Genomic DNA, 17,873 nt, shown 5'->3' on the forward strand with positions numbered 1-17,873 from the left:
CGGCGCCGCGAACACGGAAGATGGACAAGCCTGGCAAAACACGAAATGATCACAGTGATTTACCAGAGATCGGAACTACCCTTGCCTGCTCGTAAACCGACTATCGATGACGTCGCCGCGCTCAGTGGCGTCGGCCGCGCCACGGTCTCCCGCGTTCTGAACAGTGGCCCAAATGTCCGCGATGAGGTGCGCGCGCGTGTCCTCGAAGCCGTCGAGAAGCTGCAATACAAGGTCAATATGCAGGCGCGCTTTCTGGCCGGCGGCCGCACACAGGTGCTGGGACTGATCTATGCCTCGGACCTCGATAGCGAGCCCAACTCCTTTTATCATTCCGGTCTTGAACTGGGGGCGTTGCGCGCCTGTACCGAAATCGGCTTTCAGCTGGTCATGCATTCGGTCAATCAGCACTCGCTGACGCGGGCCACGCGGATTATCGACTTCGTCGATCACCATCGCTGCGACGGCCTGATCCTGACCCCGCCTTTTTCCGATGATATTGAGATGCTGCAGCAACTGCAGAGCCGCAACCTTGCCGTCGTCTGCATTTCACCCGGCGAGGCGGCGCAGAAACTGGCCTCAGGTGTTGGTATCGACGACGAGGTCGCCGCCTATGAACTGGCGCGGCACCTGGTCGGGCTGGGGCATCGCCGCTTTGGTTTCCTCAAGGGCTTGCAGGGCCACGTCTCGGCTGAGCAGCGCTATTCCGGCTTCCTGCGCGCTCTGGCCCAGGCTGGCCTCGCGGAGGATACGGTTGTGGTGGCGCGTGGCAATTTTACCTTCAAGTCTGGGATCGAGCTGACCCCAGGACTGCTGAAAGACGGGCAGGGGATCACCGCGCTCGTCTGCGCCAATGACGACATGGCTGTCGGCGCCCTTTTCAGCATCCACAAGATGGGATTGAACGTGCCGCGAGACCTTTCTGTCGTCGGCTTCGATGACACACCGGTGTCCGAAATCATCTGGCCGCCGCTGACAACCGTCCATCAGCCCCTTAAAACCATGGGTTATCGCGCCGTTCAGATGATCGTCGAGCGCGTCAAGGCCGGTGGCAGCGCCCAGCCGCCGCGCTTCGAAGCCATCGCTCACAAGGTGGTCATCCGCGAATCTGCCGCCGCGACGCAACCTGCTCACGCATAGCCTGCCAGGCAAAAATTGGGCGATGGTGTGGCGAAAAAATAAGGATGCGATAAATGTACATTGACCAAAAGCAAAAAAGATGAGACTTATGCACAGGCCCTGAATTTGGAGCCGCAAAATTTGGATAGCCTGCGGTTTCTGCGGGCTTGGGGCGACAAAGGCCTTGGCAGGGATTGCCGAGGCCTTTTTGCTGTCTGCTATTTGGGAAAAATGGCATGAAAAAACCGGCTTTTCAGCCGGTTCGGGGAAGACCAACTAGACGGGCCGGGCTTTGGCTAGGGGGGGCGATGAAGACCGGCCCGTCTATTTGCGTGCTCTTAAGCACGTCCTTCATATGCCAGAACGAATATAAAAAAGTGATGCGTTTTGCCCGCCTAACGCGAGGTAAACCATGCCATGGGAGCGAATTGGTCCGACAAATATTTTCCAATTAAAAGAGTACGGCCGTCCTTTCCGCGGCGCATGCCCTTTCAGAACAGCGATAAGCGGCTATGGGTGACAACCCATTTTGTCATGCGTTTGCCACTTGCTGGCTCCTATCTTCGGTGTTACATCCATTTTGTCTGAGTAAAGCGCAAAAATAAGCCGCAGCCAGACGGGATGATGCGGCGCAATGCGTCGGCCAGGAGTAGGGAGCAGCCGTGAGCGGTATCGACATCAAGAATGTCTCGAAGGCGTTCGGCGCGACACAGGTCTTGGAAGACGTGTCCCTGCGCATAGCGTCCAATGAATTCATTGCGTTTTTGGGGCCGTCCGGCTGCGGCAAGACCACGCTGTTGCGCATGATCGCCGGCCTGGAAACGGTCGATAGCGGCGAAATCCATATCGGTGAGCGCCGCGTCGATGATTTGCCGCCGGGACAGCGGGGCGTCGCCCTGGTCTTTCAGAACTACGCGCTTTATCCGCATATGTCGGTCGCCGACAATATGGCGTTCGGCCTCAAGAATATCGGCATGGCGAAGGACGAGATTCGCCGCCGCGTCGAAGACGCCGCGCGTATCCTCGAACTCGACGGCCTGCTGGCGCGCAAGCCTGGCGAACTGTCGGGCGGCCAGAAGCAGCGCGTTGCCATTGGCCGCGCCATCGTCAAGAATCCCGATCTGTTCCTGTTCGACGAGCCTTTGTCGAACCTCGATGCGGCGCTTCGGATGCGCACCCGGCTGGAGCTGGCGCAATTGCGCAGGCGTCTGAAGGCGACGATGATTCTGGTGACGCACGATCAGGTCGAAGCCATGACCCTGGCTGATCGCATCGTCGTCATGAAGGATCGCAAGGTCCAGCAGGTCGGCACGCCGATGGATATCTATCTGCGTCCCGCCAATGTCTTTGTCGCCGGCTTTGTCGGTTCGCCGTCGATGAATATCCTGAAGGCCACGATTCATAGCGAGAGCGGTTTCGCTGTCGCCATGGTCGCCGGCGCCAAGATCACGACGCGCGTCGCGATGGCGTCGTTGCCGGCCTCGGATCATTGGCGTCTGGGCCTGCGTCCCGAGTGCGTGAAGGTGTCGCCAGAGGGTGAAAAAGGCGGCCTGAATGCGACGGTCGAGTTTGTTGAGCGCCTGGGCGAACGCACCCTGGTCTATGCCAAGCTGTCGGACGGCACGCCGGTGACTGCTGATGATGCCGGCACCAGCCGCATTGCCATGGGCGACGCCGTCCACCTCACGATCGACGGTGCGCGCGCACACCTGTTCTCAGGCGCCGGCGACGGCTATCACGCCGACGAGGCTGTCTGATGGGCGCCCGTGCTTCACGGCAATGGTCGAACGCCCTGTTCGTGGCGCCGTACCTGATTGCCTATCTCTGTTTGCTGATCTTCCCGCTGATCTCCGGCATGGGGTTGAGCCTGTTCAAGGCCGACCTGTTCGGCGGGCGTGAATTTGTCGGCTTCGAGAACTTTATGCGCCTGTTCAAGGACGCGGTCTTTTTGCAGTCGGTCGCCAACACCTTCTATTTTGTGCTGCTGACCGTGCCGCCGCTGACGGTCATTCCGCTCTTTCTGGCCCTATTGCTCAATCGCAGCGACCGTACCGCAGCCATCTTCCGCGGTGTTTTCTTTTCATCGTCGGTCCTGTCGGTGACCATCGTCACCCTGATCTGGCGCATGATCCTGATGACCGAAGGTGGGCTGGCGGCCAATATCCGCCACGCCATGAGCCTCGACGCCATTCCGTTCCTGAGCGACCCGAACCTGGTCATGGCGTCCATGGCGATCATCACCGTCTGGTGGTGCCTGGGCCTGCCGATGATGCTCTACTTGTCGGCGTTGCAGCAGGTGCCGCAGGACATCTATGAGGCTGCAGAACTCGACAATAGCGGCTGGTTCCAGACGCTGTGGTCGATCACCCTGCCGGCGCTCAGCCGCACGGTCATTCTGGTCGCCATCTTCCAGTGCGTCCTGCAATTCCAGCTCTTCGGCCAGCCGCAATTGATCACCCAGGGCGGACCGAACGGCGCATCGCGGCCGATCGTGTTGTTCATCTTCGAAGTCGGTTTCCGCCGCTGGGACATCGGCTATGCCGCCGCCGCATCGCAGATCCTGTTCGCCATCATCCTGCTGGCGACACTGATCCAGTACTTCGTCACCAGTCGCAAGCAGGTGTCGTGATGAGCCCAAAAAACAAACAGACGAACCACAAATCGCTGCGCAACGCCCTGATATTGGCGACCCTGATCGTGCTCGGCGTCATTATGCTGATTCCGCTGATCTGGACGGAGCTGCTGTCGCTCAAGGCCAATGGCGAACTGATGCGCTCGACGGCCAATGCCTTTCACGGGCCCTATACGCTCGAGAATTATCGCGACATCCTCAACAATTCGTCGGTCTTCCGCTGGCTGATGAATTCGGTTCTGGTGTCGGGCCTGACGACGCTGGGCGTGCTGGTCCTGTCGTCGCTGGCCGGTTATGGTTTTGCCCGGCTCGACTTCCCCGGCCGTGACAAGCTGTTCCTGTTCGTCCTGTTCGGCCTGGCTATCCCGGAGCAGGCGGTCATCATCACCCGCCATCAGTTGTTCACGGCGCTGCATCTGCATAACTCGTATCCCGGGCTGATCCTGCCGGGGCTGGCGGCGCCGTTCGGTGTCTTCCTCATGACCCAGTATTTTCGCGCCATCCCCAAGGAACTGGATGAAGCCGCACTGCTCGACAATGCCTCACGTTTCCAGGTTTTCTGGAAGGTTCTTTTGCCGCTGACCCTGCCGGCGCAAGCCACGCTTGGGATTTTCACATTTCTGGCTTCCTGGAATGAATACTGGTGGCCGCTGATTTCAGCGACGCGATCGGAGATGTTCACCCTGACCGTCGGACTTGCTGCGTCGCAGATCAACTTCGCCCAGACCAGCGGCCTTGGCTATCTGATGACCCAGGCGGTGTTTGCCGCCGCGCCCATCCTTGTCGTCTACATCATCTTCCAGAAGTACATCGTCAAGGCGGTGTCGGGAGCGGCGGTACGATGAAACGCCTCATCCTTATTGGCCTGCTCTTGCTCGGCGCGTGCTCCGAGAAGAGCAACGTCACCGAAATCAGCGTCCAGCGCATCTTCGGCGAATGCCGCGCCAATGTGCCCAAAGGCCAGCCTCCGCTGCGCAATCCCGACGGCGAATGCGAGATCGTCACGCAGATCCTCGATGATTTTGAGAAGCAGAACCCGGACATCCGGCTTAAGGTCAATATAGCGCCGTGGCCGGGCTACGACCAGCTGTCGGCGCAATACGCCGCCGGCGATCCGCCCGACGTCGTCACCATGCACATGTCGGTCATGCCGGACTTCGTGTCGCGCGGCCTGATCGAGCCTCTCGACAACGACTTCGCCAGGGTTGGCCTTGACGTCGAGAACTTCACGCCGGCGGCGCGCAATGGCGTGACGATCCAAGGTCACGTCTACGGCATGCCGTTCGACAACTGGACGCAGCTCTGGCACATCAATATGGGCCTGTTCAAAAAGGCCGGCTTGGTCCGCGATGGTCAGCCCATCCTGCCGCGCAGCCCGGAAGAGCTTCTGGCTCAGGCGCGCCAGTTCAAGCAGGCGACTGGCCTGCCGTACCTGTTGCAGCCGACCGACAACGAACGTGCCGCCTTTACGCGCAACATCTATACCTATCTGCTCGACCAGAACGCTGTGTTCTTCCCGGACCACAAGCATATCCGCCTTGATACGCCGGAAGCGCGGCGCGTGGTTGAACTGTTCCGCCAGATCTATGCCGAGGGCCTGATGGCGCCGGCGCAGGACTATCCGGCGACCATGGCGGCGTTCCTGAACGGCCAAGGCGGCGTGTGCCTGGTCGGCACGTGGATGATCGGCGCCTTCGAGGCCGAAGCCAAAACGCCCGGCCGTCCCTTGGCCGCAGGCTATACCGTCCGGCCATACCCAATGCTCTATGGCGGCAAGCAGACGGCCTATGTCGACGGCCACGCCTGGGTGATGCCCAAGCGCGAGCGTACGCCCGCACAGCGCGAAGCCGTCATCCGGCTGATGAAGTTCCTGCAGCAGCGCGACTATGACTGGTCGCGCACCGGCCACCTGCCGACTCAGGCCGACATCGCCCGCAGCCCGCAATATCTCGACCTGCCGCACCGTGACGGCATCGTTGCGCTGGCCACCGTCGGCCAGACCCTGCCGGCCGGTGTCGAGCGCCAGATCGCCATCCAGGACATTATCGGCGACGAAATGGCCTCGGCCATTACTGGCCACAAGCCGGTCGCCCAGGCGCTCAAGGACGCAGAACACCGCGTCAACGACCTTCTTTTCCACGTTCTCTAGAGACTAAAGTCTATGACTCTCAAAGCCTCAGTCGTCGCCGACCGCGATTTCGTCGTCGCTCCGCTGGACCGCCGTGTATTCGGCACCTTCGTCGAGCACCTGGGCCGCTGCGTCTATGGCGGCATCTATGAGCCCGGCCACCCGACGGCCGACGAGCACGGCTTTCGCGGCGATGTCCTGGCTTTGACGCGGGAACTGGGACCGACAATTGTGCGCTATCCGGGCGGCAACTTCCTGTCGGGTTATGACTGGGAAGACGGGGTAGGGCCGAAGGACCAGCGCCCCGTGCGCCTGGACCTGGCCTGGGCCTCTACCGAGACCAACCAGTTCGGCACTAACGAGTTCATCAACTGGTGTCGCAAGGCCGATATCGAGCCGATGTTTGCCGTCAATCTGGGCACGCGTGGCCCGGCCGAGGCGCGCGATTTCATCGAATACTGCAACCACCCGGGCGGTACCAAGTTCTCCGACCTGCGCCGATCACACGGTCATAATGAGCCGCACGACGTCAAGTTCTGGTGCCTGGGCAATGAGATGGACGGGCCGTGGCAGACCTGCGCCAAGACGGCCACGGAATACGGCGCTGTCGCGCGCGAAACCGCCAAGATCATGCGCTGGATCAGCCCCGACCTGGTGCTGGCGGCGTGCGGATCGTCGCAGCGGGCCATGCCGACCTACGCCAAGTGGGAATACGAGGTGCTGGACGAGTGCTTCGAGCAGGTCGACATGATCAGCCTGCACGCCTACTTCCGCAACGATGACGACGACATCAACGAGTTCTTCGGCGAGATCGACAACCTCGACTTCTACATCAAGGAAATTACCGCCGTCGCCGATGCTGTCGCCGCCAAGCGCCGCTCAAAGAAGCGCATCATGCTCAGCTTCGACGAATGGAATGTCTGGTACCGCACCCACCATCCGCAATTCACCAGGAAGCCGGGCTGGCCGCAGGCGCCGGAACTGCTGGAAGAAGTCTACAATTTCGAAGATGCCCTGGTCGTCGGCGGCGCGCTGATCGTCATGATGAACAATGCCGACCGGGTCAAGGCGGCGTGCTTCGCGCAACTCGTCAACGTCATTGGTCCAATCTTCACCGAAACGGGCGGGCCGGCGTGGCGCCAGACTATCTTCCATCCAATCGCCGCCGCTTCACGATTCGGGCGCGGTGAGGTCCTGCGCCTGAAGGTCAATACGACGACGTTCGACACCAAGGCGCATGGTGCGGTGCCGCACCTGCTGGCGACCGGCATCCACAATCCGGAAACGGGCGAAGTGACGATCTTCGCGCTCAACCGTTCGACCACGGACGACATGGACCTGTCGGTCGATCTGCGCGGTCTCAGCGGGCTGAAGGTCGCCGAGGCGACCGAGCTTCATGACGCGGACCGCAAAAAGATCAACAGCAAGGATGACCCCGACGCGGTGTCGCCAAAGCCCAACGATTCTGCCAGCGTTGATGGCAGCATGTTTACGGCGCGTCTCAAGCCGCAATCCTGGAATGTGTTCTGTCTGAAGGGCTGAAACACTCCAGGTGAGCGGCCTTTTAAGCCTCTACGTGATTCCATGAACCTTGATGAATTGCTCCGAATTTTTTGTCGGACTTTGCTGCCGTGTATTTCTGGTGGAATGACCGGGAAATAATTCTTGCATAAATGAAAATCTGAAAAATTACATTATAGATCAATGTTATAGATGAATGTTGCGCATTTGCGACACGCGTGGTTAAATCAGACAAAATATGTCTTCTTGCCTCTTCGTCTATTGACTTGCTCTTTTTGTCGGACAAATATTGCGCCTAGAGAGTTCGCATAATTGAACCGTCTACAAAGCAGGGAGCTACCAATATGTCTGTCAAGAAGCCCGGACTCTGTTCCGGCCATGCAACACGTCTCGGCCTGACCGCCGCCGCCTCCGTCCTGGCTATTGTCATTGCGACACCGGTGGCTTTCGCCCAGGACGCAGCGCCCGCCAATGACGAGGTTGTCGTCGTTACCGGCCAGCGCAGTGCGGCCCGCAGCGCCCAGGACATCAAGAAGCGCAACGCGCTTATCGTGGATTCGATCGTTTCCGAAGATGTCGGCAAGCTGCCCGACAACAACGTTGCCGATGCTCTGGCGCGTGTGCCGGGCATCCAGGTTCGCCGCGATTCGGGTGAAGCCAATTCGGTATTGATCCGCGGTTTGCCCAACGTGGTGACGCTGCTCAACGGCCGCGAAATGTTCACGACGACCGGCCGCTTCGTGGCTTTGGCCGATATTCCGGCCAACATGGTTCAGCGCGTCGATGTCTTCAAGTCGAACGGCCCGGACCAGATTGAAGGCGGTATCGCCGGTACGATCGATGTGCGCCTGCGCCGCCCCTTCGACGCCAAGGGGATGCAGCTCAATGCCAGCGGCCGCGTCAGCTATAACGACAAGTCCGGCAAATACGATCCGAACGTCGGCGCAACCATTTCCAACCGTTGGGACACCAGCAATGGTGAGTTCGGCGCTTTGGGCGGTATCTCATACGTCCGCAGCCATGCGCATGAAGAACGCGCCTTCAACGTGGAATTTGTCGATCAGACAGGCTTCTTCGGACCTTGCGGGCCACCAGCCTGTACGACGGCGCGGACAACATCGTTGCCGTCCGGCGTAACCAGCATCAAGGCGCCGTTCGTCATGGGCTATATCCCCATCAAGAGTGATCGCGAACGGACCTCGGCCAATATTGCTCTGCAATGGCGTCCGAATGCTGACACTGAGCTCTATTTCGACGGCTTTGCGACGGAATACCGCAATAATTTCGAACTCGATTTCTTCGTTGGCCTGCCGCTGCTCGGCAACGGCAATATCTCCGCGACCGTCTACCCAGGTACGAACATCCTGAAGACGCTGACGAACCACGACGTTTTCACGATCACCTCGACCCAGGCCAACAAGCAAAAGTCGTTCACCACGCAGTTTGCCGTCGGTGGCTCGCACCGTGTCGGCGACCTGCTGTTCTCGACCGACTTGTCGGTGACCGACTCGACGTTTGATTATGAAAACCCGATTCTCGACGTGTCGGTCGTCGTGCCGCTGGTCAATGTCGATACCAATGCTGACGGCACGGCTCAGCTGAACTACGGCGGCCCTGGCTTCGATATCAAGAGCGGCAACGGCTTCAAGCTCGAAAACTGGTTCGACAACTACGGCCATGACAAAGGATCCAGCATCGACTGGCGCGGCGATATGGTATGGACGCCGAACGATCCGGCTCTGCGCGAAGTGTCGATGGGTGTTCGCTTTGCCGATCGCAAGGCCTCGCACATCAATAACTTCATCGGCGGTTCGGGCCCGCCCCCGGGCGCGGCCATCATGGCCAATTCGATCAGCGGCCTGGGCGGTCTGTCCGACCCGATGGCCGATGGTGGCCCTGACTACGTCATGACGCAATGGTATACGCCTTCGGCCGACTTCCTGCTGAACAATACAGGCGTCATCCGTAAGGCATTCACTGGCACCGAAGCCGCCAAGCCTTTGGATCCGGGCTCCTATTTCTCGGATAATGAACAGACCGCTGCTATCTACGTGCAGGCGAAGATCGGTGGCGATCTGGGCAGCGTACCGTGGTCGGCAGTCCTCGGCGGTCGTATCGTCAACACCAAGGAAGAACTGAAGGGCAATCTGGCCCAGGACACCAACCCGGCCAATCCGGGGCTGGAATATACGCCGATCGATCGCAACTCGAACGACACCACCTTCCTGCCCAGCGCCAACATCAAGTTCGAGATTCGTCCCGACCTGATCGGTCGCCTGACCGCTGGCAAGACCCTGACCCGTCCGAACTTTGCCGATATGAACCCCGGTGTCTCGCTCTCGACAGTCGTTTCCAACACGACCGGCCTGACCGGTGGCGGTGGTAACCCGAACCTCAAGCCCTATACTTCGGATAACTTCGACGCCTCGCTCGAATGGTACTTCGAAGCCGATGGCTTCCTGACGGTCACGGCCTTCAGCCGCAAGTTCAAAGGCTATATCCAGCCTTACTTTGGCACTGAGACCTTCGGTGGCCTGCAATACCGCGTAACGCGTCCGGAAAACACGGGCGACGGTGGTATCGACGGTATCGAAATCGGCTATCAGCAGTTCTATGACTTCCTGCCGGGTATCCTGAGCGGCTTCGGCCTGCAGGCCAACTACACCTACATGACCGGTGATACGACGGCCTTCTCGTCCGTGCAGAACAAGTTCATCCAGCGTCCGATCGCGGGCCTGTCCGAACATACCTACAATATTGCGCTGCTGTACGAAAAGGGCCCGTGGTCTGGCCGTCTGGCCTACAACTGGCGCGACAAGTTCCAGGACACGCGTGAATTTACCCCGACCTATGACCTCTGGGTCGATACGACGGCACAAATGGACGGTCAGTTGTCTTACCGTGTAAACGACCAGCTCGTCCTGACCCTGGAAGGCGTGAACCTGCTGGATACGCACTTTAAGGACTACTTCGTTGATCCTTTGAATCCACAGCTGACCGGCTTCTTCCCGCGTGACACCCGCCGTTACGACCGCACGATCCTGTTCGGCGCACGCTTCAAAATGTAAGCCGCTTACCCATCTTTCCTACCCAGACTCATGGCGCCGGCATATTCTCCATGCCGGCGCCTTTTTCCTCGTGAGAGCCTCATGATCAGCAGACGAAAGGTATTGGCAGGGGGAGCGGCGATCGCAGCCGGGGCAGGGGCGGTTGTTCAGGCGCAGACGCTGAATGACCGATTGGCCGGCGACATCTCGCCGGTGCATGATCCGTGCATCATCAAGGAAAAGGAGACCTACCACCTGTTCTGCACCAGCCAACTGCGTGAAGGTAAGGGGCTGATCCACTGGCGAACCTCGCCGGACCTGGTCACCTGGACGTTCAAAGGCTCGGTCCTGCCGGTCATCCCGGAATGGGTCGAAATGGCGGTTCCGGGCGTCCGGGGCATCTGGGCGCCGGATGTGGCTTATTTCAACGGCCGCTTTCACATCTACTATTCGGCCTCGACCTTCGGTTTGAACCAGTCCGTTATCGGTCTGGTGACGTCGACCACGCTCGACGCGTCCGATCCAGCGTTTGGCTGGACCGACCAGTGCAAGGTGATCGGCTCAGTTAAGGCCGATACCTATAATGCGATCGATCCCAACCATGTCATCGCCGCAGATGGCCGGCACTGGCTTAGCTTCGGCAGCTTCTGGTCGGGGCTGAAGCTCATTGAGCTCGATCCGGCGACCGGCAAGCTGAAGAAGGCCAACGCCTTGCCGCGATCGATCGCCGGGCGCAAGGACCCAAGCGCCATCGAAGCGCCCGTTATCATCCGCAGGGGCGAGTACTACTACCTCTTTGCGTCGTTCGACTTCTGCTGCCGTGGCGCCAACAGCACCTATTACACGGTGGTGGGCCGGTCGAAATCGGTCGAAGGGCCTTACCTCGATCGCGACGGCCGCAAGATGAAGGACGGCGGCGGAACGGTTGTTCTGCACGCTGATCAGGACAAGACGGGACGCTTCAAGGGGCCGGGCCACGTCGATATCCTGCAGGAGGACGATGGCGAGCATATCGTCTACCACGCCTATGACAGCCAGAATGGCGGCCGCCCGACTCTGCGCATACAGACACTGAGCTGGCAGGACGGATGGCCGGTCGTTGTTTAAGGTGCAGGAGGCACAGCCTCCTGCACCTCGGAACTTGTCAGAATAACTTATGGGGTGCAGGGGACCCATGGCGGGCGATCGCTATACGTCCGCCTCGGCATACCCCTTTGCCTTAATCCAACGCCACGACCGTCACCGACTGCCGCGCCAGCTTCAGCACCAGCTTCCCGCCGCTTGCCCTGGCGCTGATCGCCTTGGGTGCGACGACATTCGGGTTGTCGAAGGTGTTGATGCTGTCGATCTTGGGTGCCGCGAGCGTTTCACCCTTGGCGGATTTGGCCTTCAGTCCAAGGGCGGCCAGGTCGATTTCGACCGACGCCTTCGGGTTGATATTGGTCAGCGAGACATAGACCTTGCCGTCCTTGCCCTTGGCGGCGGTGACATCGAGCGCCGGCACGGTCACGCCGTTGAAGGTGTAGGTGCCGGCGTCATACTGGACCGGCAGGACGGTCGCGTCCTGAAAAGGCACGTACAGCCTGAAGACGTGATAGGTCGGCGTCAGCACCATCTTGTCGCCTTCGGTCAGGATCATCGACTGAAGCACATTGATCATCTGGGCGATATTGGCCATGCGAACGCGATCGGCGTGACGCGTGAAGATGTTGATCGTCACGGACGCCACAATGGCGTCGCGTTGCGAATTCTGCTGTTGCAGGGAGCGCGGATTGGAGCCCTTTGCGGCGGAATACCAGGTGCCCCATTCGTCGACCGCCAGGATGACCTTCTTCTGCGGATCATACTTGTCCATGATGGCCGAGTGCTTCGTCACCAGTTCGTCCATCTTGTAGGCCGACTTGATGACGTGCGCGTATTCGTCCTCGCCGAAGCCTTCGCCGGAATAGTGCGGCGGCCACTGGTTAAAGCCGGAATAGTAGTGCATGGACAGGCCGTCGAGCGACCAGCTGAAGATCTGTTTGGTCGAAGCCTCCATCAGGACTTCGGTCCATTTGTAGTCATCGACATTGGCGCCAGAGGCGATGCGCTTCATGCCGTTTGGATCGAAGTCGCCATTGGGCAGTTGCTGTGCGTTGTCGTAGTTGCGCGCGAAGGTCGCGAAGTTGCGATAGAGATTGGCGTAGTGCTCCGGCGTCATCGAGCCACCGCAGCCCCAGCTTTCGTTGCCGATGCCGAAGATCGGCACCTTGAACGGTTCCTTGCGCCCATTGCCGACGCGCTCACGGGCCAGCGACGAAATGGCCGGATCGGCGGTCATGTATTCCAGCCAGTCCGACATTTCCTGAGGTGTGCCCGAGCCGACATTGCCCGAAACATAGGCCTCGGAGTCGATCATCTCGATGAAGTCCATGAATTCGTGGGTGCCGAAATGATTCGACTCCGCCGTGCGGCCCCACAGGTAGTTGACCGTCGAGGGGCGCTTGTCCTGTGGGCCTATGCCGTTGCGCCAGTGATAGTCGTCGGCATAGCAGCCCCCTGGCCAGCGGACGTTCGGCACCTTGACGGCCTTGAGCGCGGCGACGACGTCGTTGCGGATGCCGCGCGTATTGGGAATCTTCGAATCCGTGCCGACCCAGATTCCGGGATAGATGCCGGTCCCCAGGTGCTCGGCGAACTGGCCAAAGATGTGACGGCTGATCTGTGCGCCCGGCTTGGTGGTGTCGACCGTAACCGGCGTGCCGGCCAGTGCGGGCGCGGCGGCGAGGAGCAGGGCGGCCAAGGCCCCGGCAAGATGTCGTTTCATGTCCTGTTCCTGTGTCTTCGGTCCGCAGTCTCTCTGGACGGCTGGATCTTTGCGTCACCTCGGCAGCACCTTTGGGGCGCGGTCCGTCTTACGTTCGTTTGTCAGTCCATCCTTAGGATACAAGCTTTCCTGCGCCGGTGACGTTAATTAGTCCGACAAATAAAAGGTGTAGTGGCCGGGATCGCGATTGTCAATTGTCTGATGAAATGGCATAGTCCAATCTGTACTCGGCAAAAACAATAACCGGGAGGTTGCGCTTTGACGCCATTGGACGACGACGGTGAGGTCGAGGACTACGCGCTCGATACGGGGCCGCTGATCACCTCTTTCAAGAATACAATGCCGCAGGGCCGGTTGCACGGCGCGCTGGCACACCGTCTGGGCGTGGACATCCTGAGCGGCGTCTATGCGCCGGGTGAGACCCTGCCGAACGAAATCGATTCGTCGAGCACGCTGGAGATTTCGCGTTCGGCCTATCGCGAAGCCATCCGCATCCTGGCTGCCAAGGGCATGGTCGAAAGCCGGCCGAAGACCGGCACACGCGTGACCGAACGTGTCCGCTGGAATATCCTCGACCCCGAGGTCCTGCGCTGGATGTTCGAAACGGAGCCGAGCGAAAGCTTTATAATGGGTCTGTTCGAGTTGCGCCTGATCACCGAACCGGCGGCGGCAGCCCTGGCGGCGCAACGACGCGAGGACAGCCACCTGGAAATCATGGACAATGCGCTCAAGGTCATGGCGCAGGAAACCCTGGCGACCGAAGCCGGGCGGCAGGCGGACCTGGATTTCCACGATGCCCTGATGAATGCAACGGGCAATGAAGCTCTGGCGTCGCTAAGTTCATCGATCAGCGCGGCCGTAGCATGGTCCACACGGTACAAGCAGCGCGTCAAGGCGCTGGAGCGTGATCCGGTGCCTGAGCATCGCGCGGTCTATGAGGCCATCCTGCGGAGTGACCCCTCGGATGCCCGGTGGTGCATGGAATCACTCGTCAGACTGGCGCTCCACGACACCCAGCGCAGCATGAGTATCAAATAACCTGCCTAGAGACTTTGTGAAATAACTGCGCGCCGGTTAAATTGTCTGATTATTGCCGCATGGATTTTTACGGTAAAGGGTGGCGAGCGGAACGCTTTGCGGGTAAGCCCTCGGGCAAATCCGTTCTATAAGGCCTGTCCGTGACTGAACTGTTGCAATTTGGAAAACGCGTCGACGGGCTGGACTATTTCCCCCGTGAAGGCTCCTATGGCATTCTGCTGCTCGACGGCCGGATTGCCTGTGCCCAGATTGGCTACAGCAAGTTCACCTACGACCTGCCGGGCGGCGCCGTTGACCCGGGTGAAACACCTGAACAGGCCTTGAAGCGCGAGTTTCTCGAAGAGACGGGACTTGAGGTGCGCGTCGGTCGCCCGGTCACTGAAATCCTGCATTATTTCGTTCATGCCGACGGTACCGGATACAATAATCTGTGCCGGTTCTATGAGGTCGAACGGGTGGCCGAACGGCCAAACGCCAAGACCGAAGACGACCATGAACTGATCTGGCTGCCGCCGCTTGAGGTGATCAAACGCCTGAAGAACGAAGGCTATGCCTGGGCGATGACCCTTTGGTTGCGTCGGCCGGTCTAGGCGTTTGGGACGCGACGCAGGATAAATTCGTCGTCCAGCGTTTGTCCGACAGCAAACTGGTATTCGCCGACGCGGTGAAAGCCGAAACTGCCGTAAAGCGCCTGCGCCTTGGTGTTTTCGCTCCAGACGCCGATCCATTGCGGCGCGTCGCCGAAGCGTTCCGTCATATAGTCGATTGCCGCTGAAAGCAGTGTCTTGCCCAGGCCCTTGCCTTGCTGGCTGGAATGGACATAGAGGCGCTTGAGTTCACCCTCAAAGTCCGGCCGGGCGTCGGGATGCGGCAGGCCGACCTTTCCGCATTGCATGTAGGCCACGGCTGCGCCGCTGTCGTCCAGAACGACGCGCCAGTACTGGGCCGGATCGCGCACCTCCAGCGCCAGGGCGTCCGGCGTATAGAACTTGCTCAGGAAGGCGTCCAGATCCTCCGGCGGGTAGAGATGGCCGAAGGTTTCCGTGAAGGTTTCGATCGCCAGCGCGGACAGCGCGGGCACGAGGTCAGGGGTAACTTTTGTCAGTGTCATGCGGGGAGATTGGGTCGCCATTCGACGGTCATGATCGCGGAGGCCTGCTGGCGGATGACCAGGGTGAACTGGATGCGCGCCGGGTGTGGCGGCAAGCGGAGGTGCGGCGCCAGGTCGAAGCAGAAATAGCCGCCGTCGGACACGCCTTCCAGGTCTTCAGGAGAGGCGGGCGGCGGCATGGGCGGGGCTTCTTCGGCTTCCGGATCTTCAAGGCCCAGTTCGAACGGTGGAAGCGGCGGCAGGTCGTCGGTCCGGATGTGCAGCGTCCCGGACAAGGGCGCAGGGACGCGCAGGGCGGGCAGCATGAAGCGGCCGCAGACCGGAATGATCGTCGTGTGCTGCCGCGTGGGCGCCACCCATTGCGGCGCATTCAGAACGACCCCCTTCCAGCCAATCGGCTGTTGCGGTGGCGAGAGGCGTTGGGGATTACGGCTGCCGATGACGGCGCCGGCGAATTCAGGCGGATGAATGAATGGGGTCATAGGCTGGTCCACCCGGTTTCAAGGTCGCCTTTTTTCACACGCTCGGCGCAGGTCGCACAGAAGGCGATCGCGCGGCGGCTGTTCCCGGCGCCGAACATGACGCACTTGCCGGAATACAGGCTGAAGCTGGCGACGAGCGCCGTAGCCGCGACGCCTCCCGCATTGGGTGTCGCATCGTAATAGCAGTGCCCGCCCTGGTGGCCGCGTGCGACATAGTGGAAGGGAGAGGCGTCGAGATAAAGGTATTTCGACAGATTGGCCGGCGCAGCGGTCCCGGTGGGCGGAGGTGTGTCCGGCGGTTCAGGGCCAGTCGTGTAGTTTGTCTTGTGGCCCAGTTCGTGGACGATGGTCTGGTTCATTTCCGCGGCGTCACGGATCATGTGGAAATGGCTGCGGGCGATTGCCACAAGGGCGCCCTGTCCCTGGTTACCGGAGCTAAAGCCATTGATACCGCCGGCATAGGTCAGGACCTCGACCTCGATCGTCAGTTCGGCCGCTTTCAGCATTTCGGTATTGGGCTTGAAGCGCACCGTGCTGGTGGGCTCCACGCCCGTTTCGAAATCGGCAGCCGTCGGCGCCGGCCAGTCGGACTTGACCTCTCCGGTTGCGCTCTTCGTCTGGACCCGGGCGGACACCAGCCAGGAATTGTCCGGATCGTCCTTTGTCCAGAGATAGTAGGACAAGGGCAGGGTCATCTTGGCCGTCGGCGCGCCGGTCTTGCTTGAGGGTGTCGTGGCGTAGGACGGCGACTTGTTGTAGAAGACCGACAGGATGAGATAGGGGGCCAGCGTCGCCACCGCTTCACCCCGGAAGGTGCTGTCGTCGAAGACCGGGCGGGCGGCGTCCTTCAAATTCTGGATCTGGGTGTTGATCCGGCCGGAATCGGCGAACATGAACTTGCTGAACGGCAGTTTTCCGGCGGTGCCGTAGGTAAGCTCATCCGTTTCCAAGTAGATTTCCTGTTTGACGAACTCGGCCTTGGCGTCGGCCAGCGCCACGGGCGTGACCGTATTCATGGTCATGGTCGTGACGAACAGTCCACGACGCGTCTTGAGTGAGCCGGCCGCCGTAATGACCGTGCCATAATCGTCGCGGCCCTTGACCTTCCAGGTTTCGCCACCGGCGGCACGTAAGGAAAGGGTGACGACCGCCTTGCCGTCATCATCCGTCGTTCCGTAGGCCCAGATGGGCGCATAGGTCGTCGAATCCGACGGGTTGACGCGGTAGGCCGAATGCGCCGCGGCTTCGGTGGCCGTATAGCCCGCATCCCCGCCCGTGCAGACCAGCAGGACTTCGAAGCGTTCGGCGCCGGGATTGGCAAAGGTCAGGCGGATGCGGATGCTGCGCGACAGCCGGTCGAAATTATCGACGGCCTTGCCGCCGAAGCCGGGCGTCAGCCAGGCCGGCAGGGCCTTGCGTTCGAAGCGCGTCCGGTATTCGGCCAGGTTGACCCACTGGGTTGCCTCTGCGCCCAGGACAGGATCTGTCTTGCCCGTGTCATCACCGGCCGTGAAACCATGCAGAAGCTCGACCTTGGTCAGCTTGTTGACGCGCTTGATTTCGTTCTCGATCGCCTGGGTGTGGCACTTGATGCACGGATTGGCGATGTCGGTCTTGGGATAGCTTTTCGGATACTTGTTGGGCAGGTCCTCGATCTTCGCTGCCAGCGCCTTGCGGTCATCGGCGCGCTTCTTTTCGCGGTCCTTCCAGGCTTGCTTGGTGCTGGACTTCGAGAAAAAGCCCGGGTCCTTGTCCTTGGCGCTATCCTCGCTCAGCTTCAGGTACTGTTCGCGTAACGACTTTTCGTACTGAACGACCCGGAGTTCGAAGTCGATCTGCTCGACCAGCTTGTCCATGCGCTTCTTGGCGTCGCCGCTAATGGCGGGCAGGGCCTTGGCTTTTTTCAGCGCGCGTTCAAGGCGCCGTTCCCTTTGGGCCAGGAGGGCGATCTTGCCGGGGGCTTCGGTGACGAGGGGATCGGGCTTGGGCACG

At 60.3% G+C, this 17,873-nt stretch carries 14 protein-coding genes; 10 read left to right on the forward strand and 4 right to left on the reverse strand.

The features are described 5' to 3' along the window. Positions 1–81: 81 nt before the first annotated feature. The 8 genes from AC1DON_RS03450 to AC1DON_RS03485 all read left to right on the forward strand — a co-directional run bounded on the left by AC1DON_RS03450 (position 82) and on the right by AC1DON_RS03485 (position 11,551). Positions 82–1,137, forward strand: a complete 1,056-nt coding sequence (locus tag AC1DON_RS03450; RefSeq protein ID WP_476933330.1) for a LacI family DNA-binding transcriptional regulator — start codon at positions 82–84, stop codon at positions 1,135–1,137. 641 nt (positions 1,138–1,778) lie between these two features. After that, the gene (locus tag AC1DON_RS03455; RefSeq protein WP_476933331.1) at positions 1,779–2,873 is read left to right on the forward strand and encodes an ABC transporter ATP-binding protein; all 1,095 of its coding nucleotides are present in this window, start codon (positions 1,779–1,781) and stop codon (positions 2,871–2,873) included. Next, a complete protein-coding gene (locus AC1DON_RS03460) occupies positions 2,873–3,745 on the forward strand; it encodes a carbohydrate ABC transporter permease (RefSeq protein ID WP_476933332.1) in 873 nt (290 codons plus the stop codon). Before AC1DON_RS03455 ends, AC1DON_RS03460 begins: the two co-directional genes overlap by 1 nt. Continuing rightward, a complete protein-coding gene (locus tag AC1DON_RS03465) occupies positions 3,745–4,593 on the forward strand; it encodes a carbohydrate ABC transporter permease (RefSeq protein ID WP_476933333.1) in 849 nt (282 codons plus the stop codon). The genes AC1DON_RS03460 and AC1DON_RS03465 overlap by 1 nt, the downstream gene beginning before the upstream one ends. Continuing rightward, positions 4,590–5,897: an ABC transporter substrate-binding protein gene (locus AC1DON_RS03470; RefSeq protein WP_476933334.1), complete on the forward strand. Its 1,308-nt coding sequence runs from the start codon at positions 4,590–4,592 to the stop codon at positions 5,895–5,897. The genes AC1DON_RS03465 and AC1DON_RS03470 overlap by 4 nt, the downstream gene beginning before the upstream one ends. A 12-nt stretch (positions 5,898–5,909) precedes the next feature. Beyond that, positions 5,910–7,418, forward strand: coding sequence for an arabinosylfuranosidase ArfA (gene arfA, locus AC1DON_RS03475; protein ID WP_476933335.1), 1,509 nt, complete (start codon positions 5,910–5,912; stop codon positions 7,416–7,418). 323 nt (positions 7,419–7,741) lie between these two features. Beyond that, positions 7,742–10,465, forward strand: coding sequence for a TonB-dependent receptor (locus AC1DON_RS03480; RefSeq protein WP_476933336.1), 2,724 nt, complete (start codon positions 7,742–7,744; stop codon positions 10,463–10,465). 81 nt (positions 10,466–10,546) lie between these two features. Continuing rightward, positions 10,547–11,551, forward strand: a complete 1,005-nt coding sequence (locus AC1DON_RS03485; RefSeq protein ID WP_476933337.1) for an arabinan endo-1,5-alpha-L-arabinosidase — start codon at positions 10,547–10,549, stop codon at positions 11,549–11,551. A 112-nt stretch (positions 11,552–11,663) separates the two neighbouring features. Here AC1DON_RS03485 and AC1DON_RS03490 read toward each other — a convergent pair whose 3' ends face one another. Further along, entirely contained in the window at positions 11,664–13,250 is a 1,587-nt protein-coding gene (locus tag AC1DON_RS03490; protein ID WP_476933338.1) for an alpha-N-arabinofuranosidase, read from the reverse strand. A gap of 339 nt (positions 13,251–13,589) precedes the next feature. Here AC1DON_RS03490 and AC1DON_RS03495 point away from each other — a divergent pair, with 339 nt between their 5' ends. Continuing rightward, complete coding sequence (locus AC1DON_RS03495; protein WP_476933480.1) at positions 13,590–14,288, forward strand: FadR/GntR family transcriptional regulator; 699 nt, start codon at positions 13,590–13,592, stop codon at positions 14,286–14,288. Between the two features lie 140 nt (positions 14,289–14,428). Next, positions 14,429–14,878: an NUDIX domain-containing protein gene (locus AC1DON_RS03500; protein ID WP_476933339.1), complete on the forward strand. Its 450-nt coding sequence runs from the start codon at positions 14,429–14,431 to the stop codon at positions 14,876–14,878. Here the strand turns inward: AC1DON_RS03500 and AC1DON_RS03505 are convergent. Genes AC1DON_RS03505 through AC1DON_RS03515 form a run of 3 tightly spaced genes read right to left on the reverse strand, consistent with a single transcriptional unit; the run spans position 14,875 to position 17,872 of the window. Continuing rightward, positions 14,875–15,399 carry a GNAT family N-acetyltransferase gene (locus AC1DON_RS03505; protein WP_476933340.1) on the reverse strand — a complete coding sequence of 175 codons (525 nt, stop codon included), beginning with the start codon at positions 15,397–15,399 and terminating at the stop codon, positions 14,875–14,877. The two genes, AC1DON_RS03500 and AC1DON_RS03505, sit on opposite strands and share 4 nt — an antisense overlap. After that, the gene (locus AC1DON_RS03510; protein ID WP_476933341.1) at positions 15,396–15,881 is read right to left on the reverse strand and encodes a hypothetical protein; all 486 of its coding nucleotides are present in this window, start codon (positions 15,879–15,881) and stop codon (positions 15,396–15,398) included. Before AC1DON_RS03510 ends, AC1DON_RS03505 begins: the two co-directional genes overlap by 4 nt. Beyond that, entirely contained in the window at positions 15,878–17,872 is a 1,995-nt protein-coding gene (locus AC1DON_RS03515; RefSeq protein WP_476933342.1) for a hypothetical protein, read from the reverse strand. Before AC1DON_RS03515 ends, AC1DON_RS03510 begins: the two co-directional genes overlap by 4 nt. Position 17,873 lies beyond the last annotated feature (1 nt).

Source organism: Asticcacaulis sp. P4_H10 (assembly GCF_056400965.1).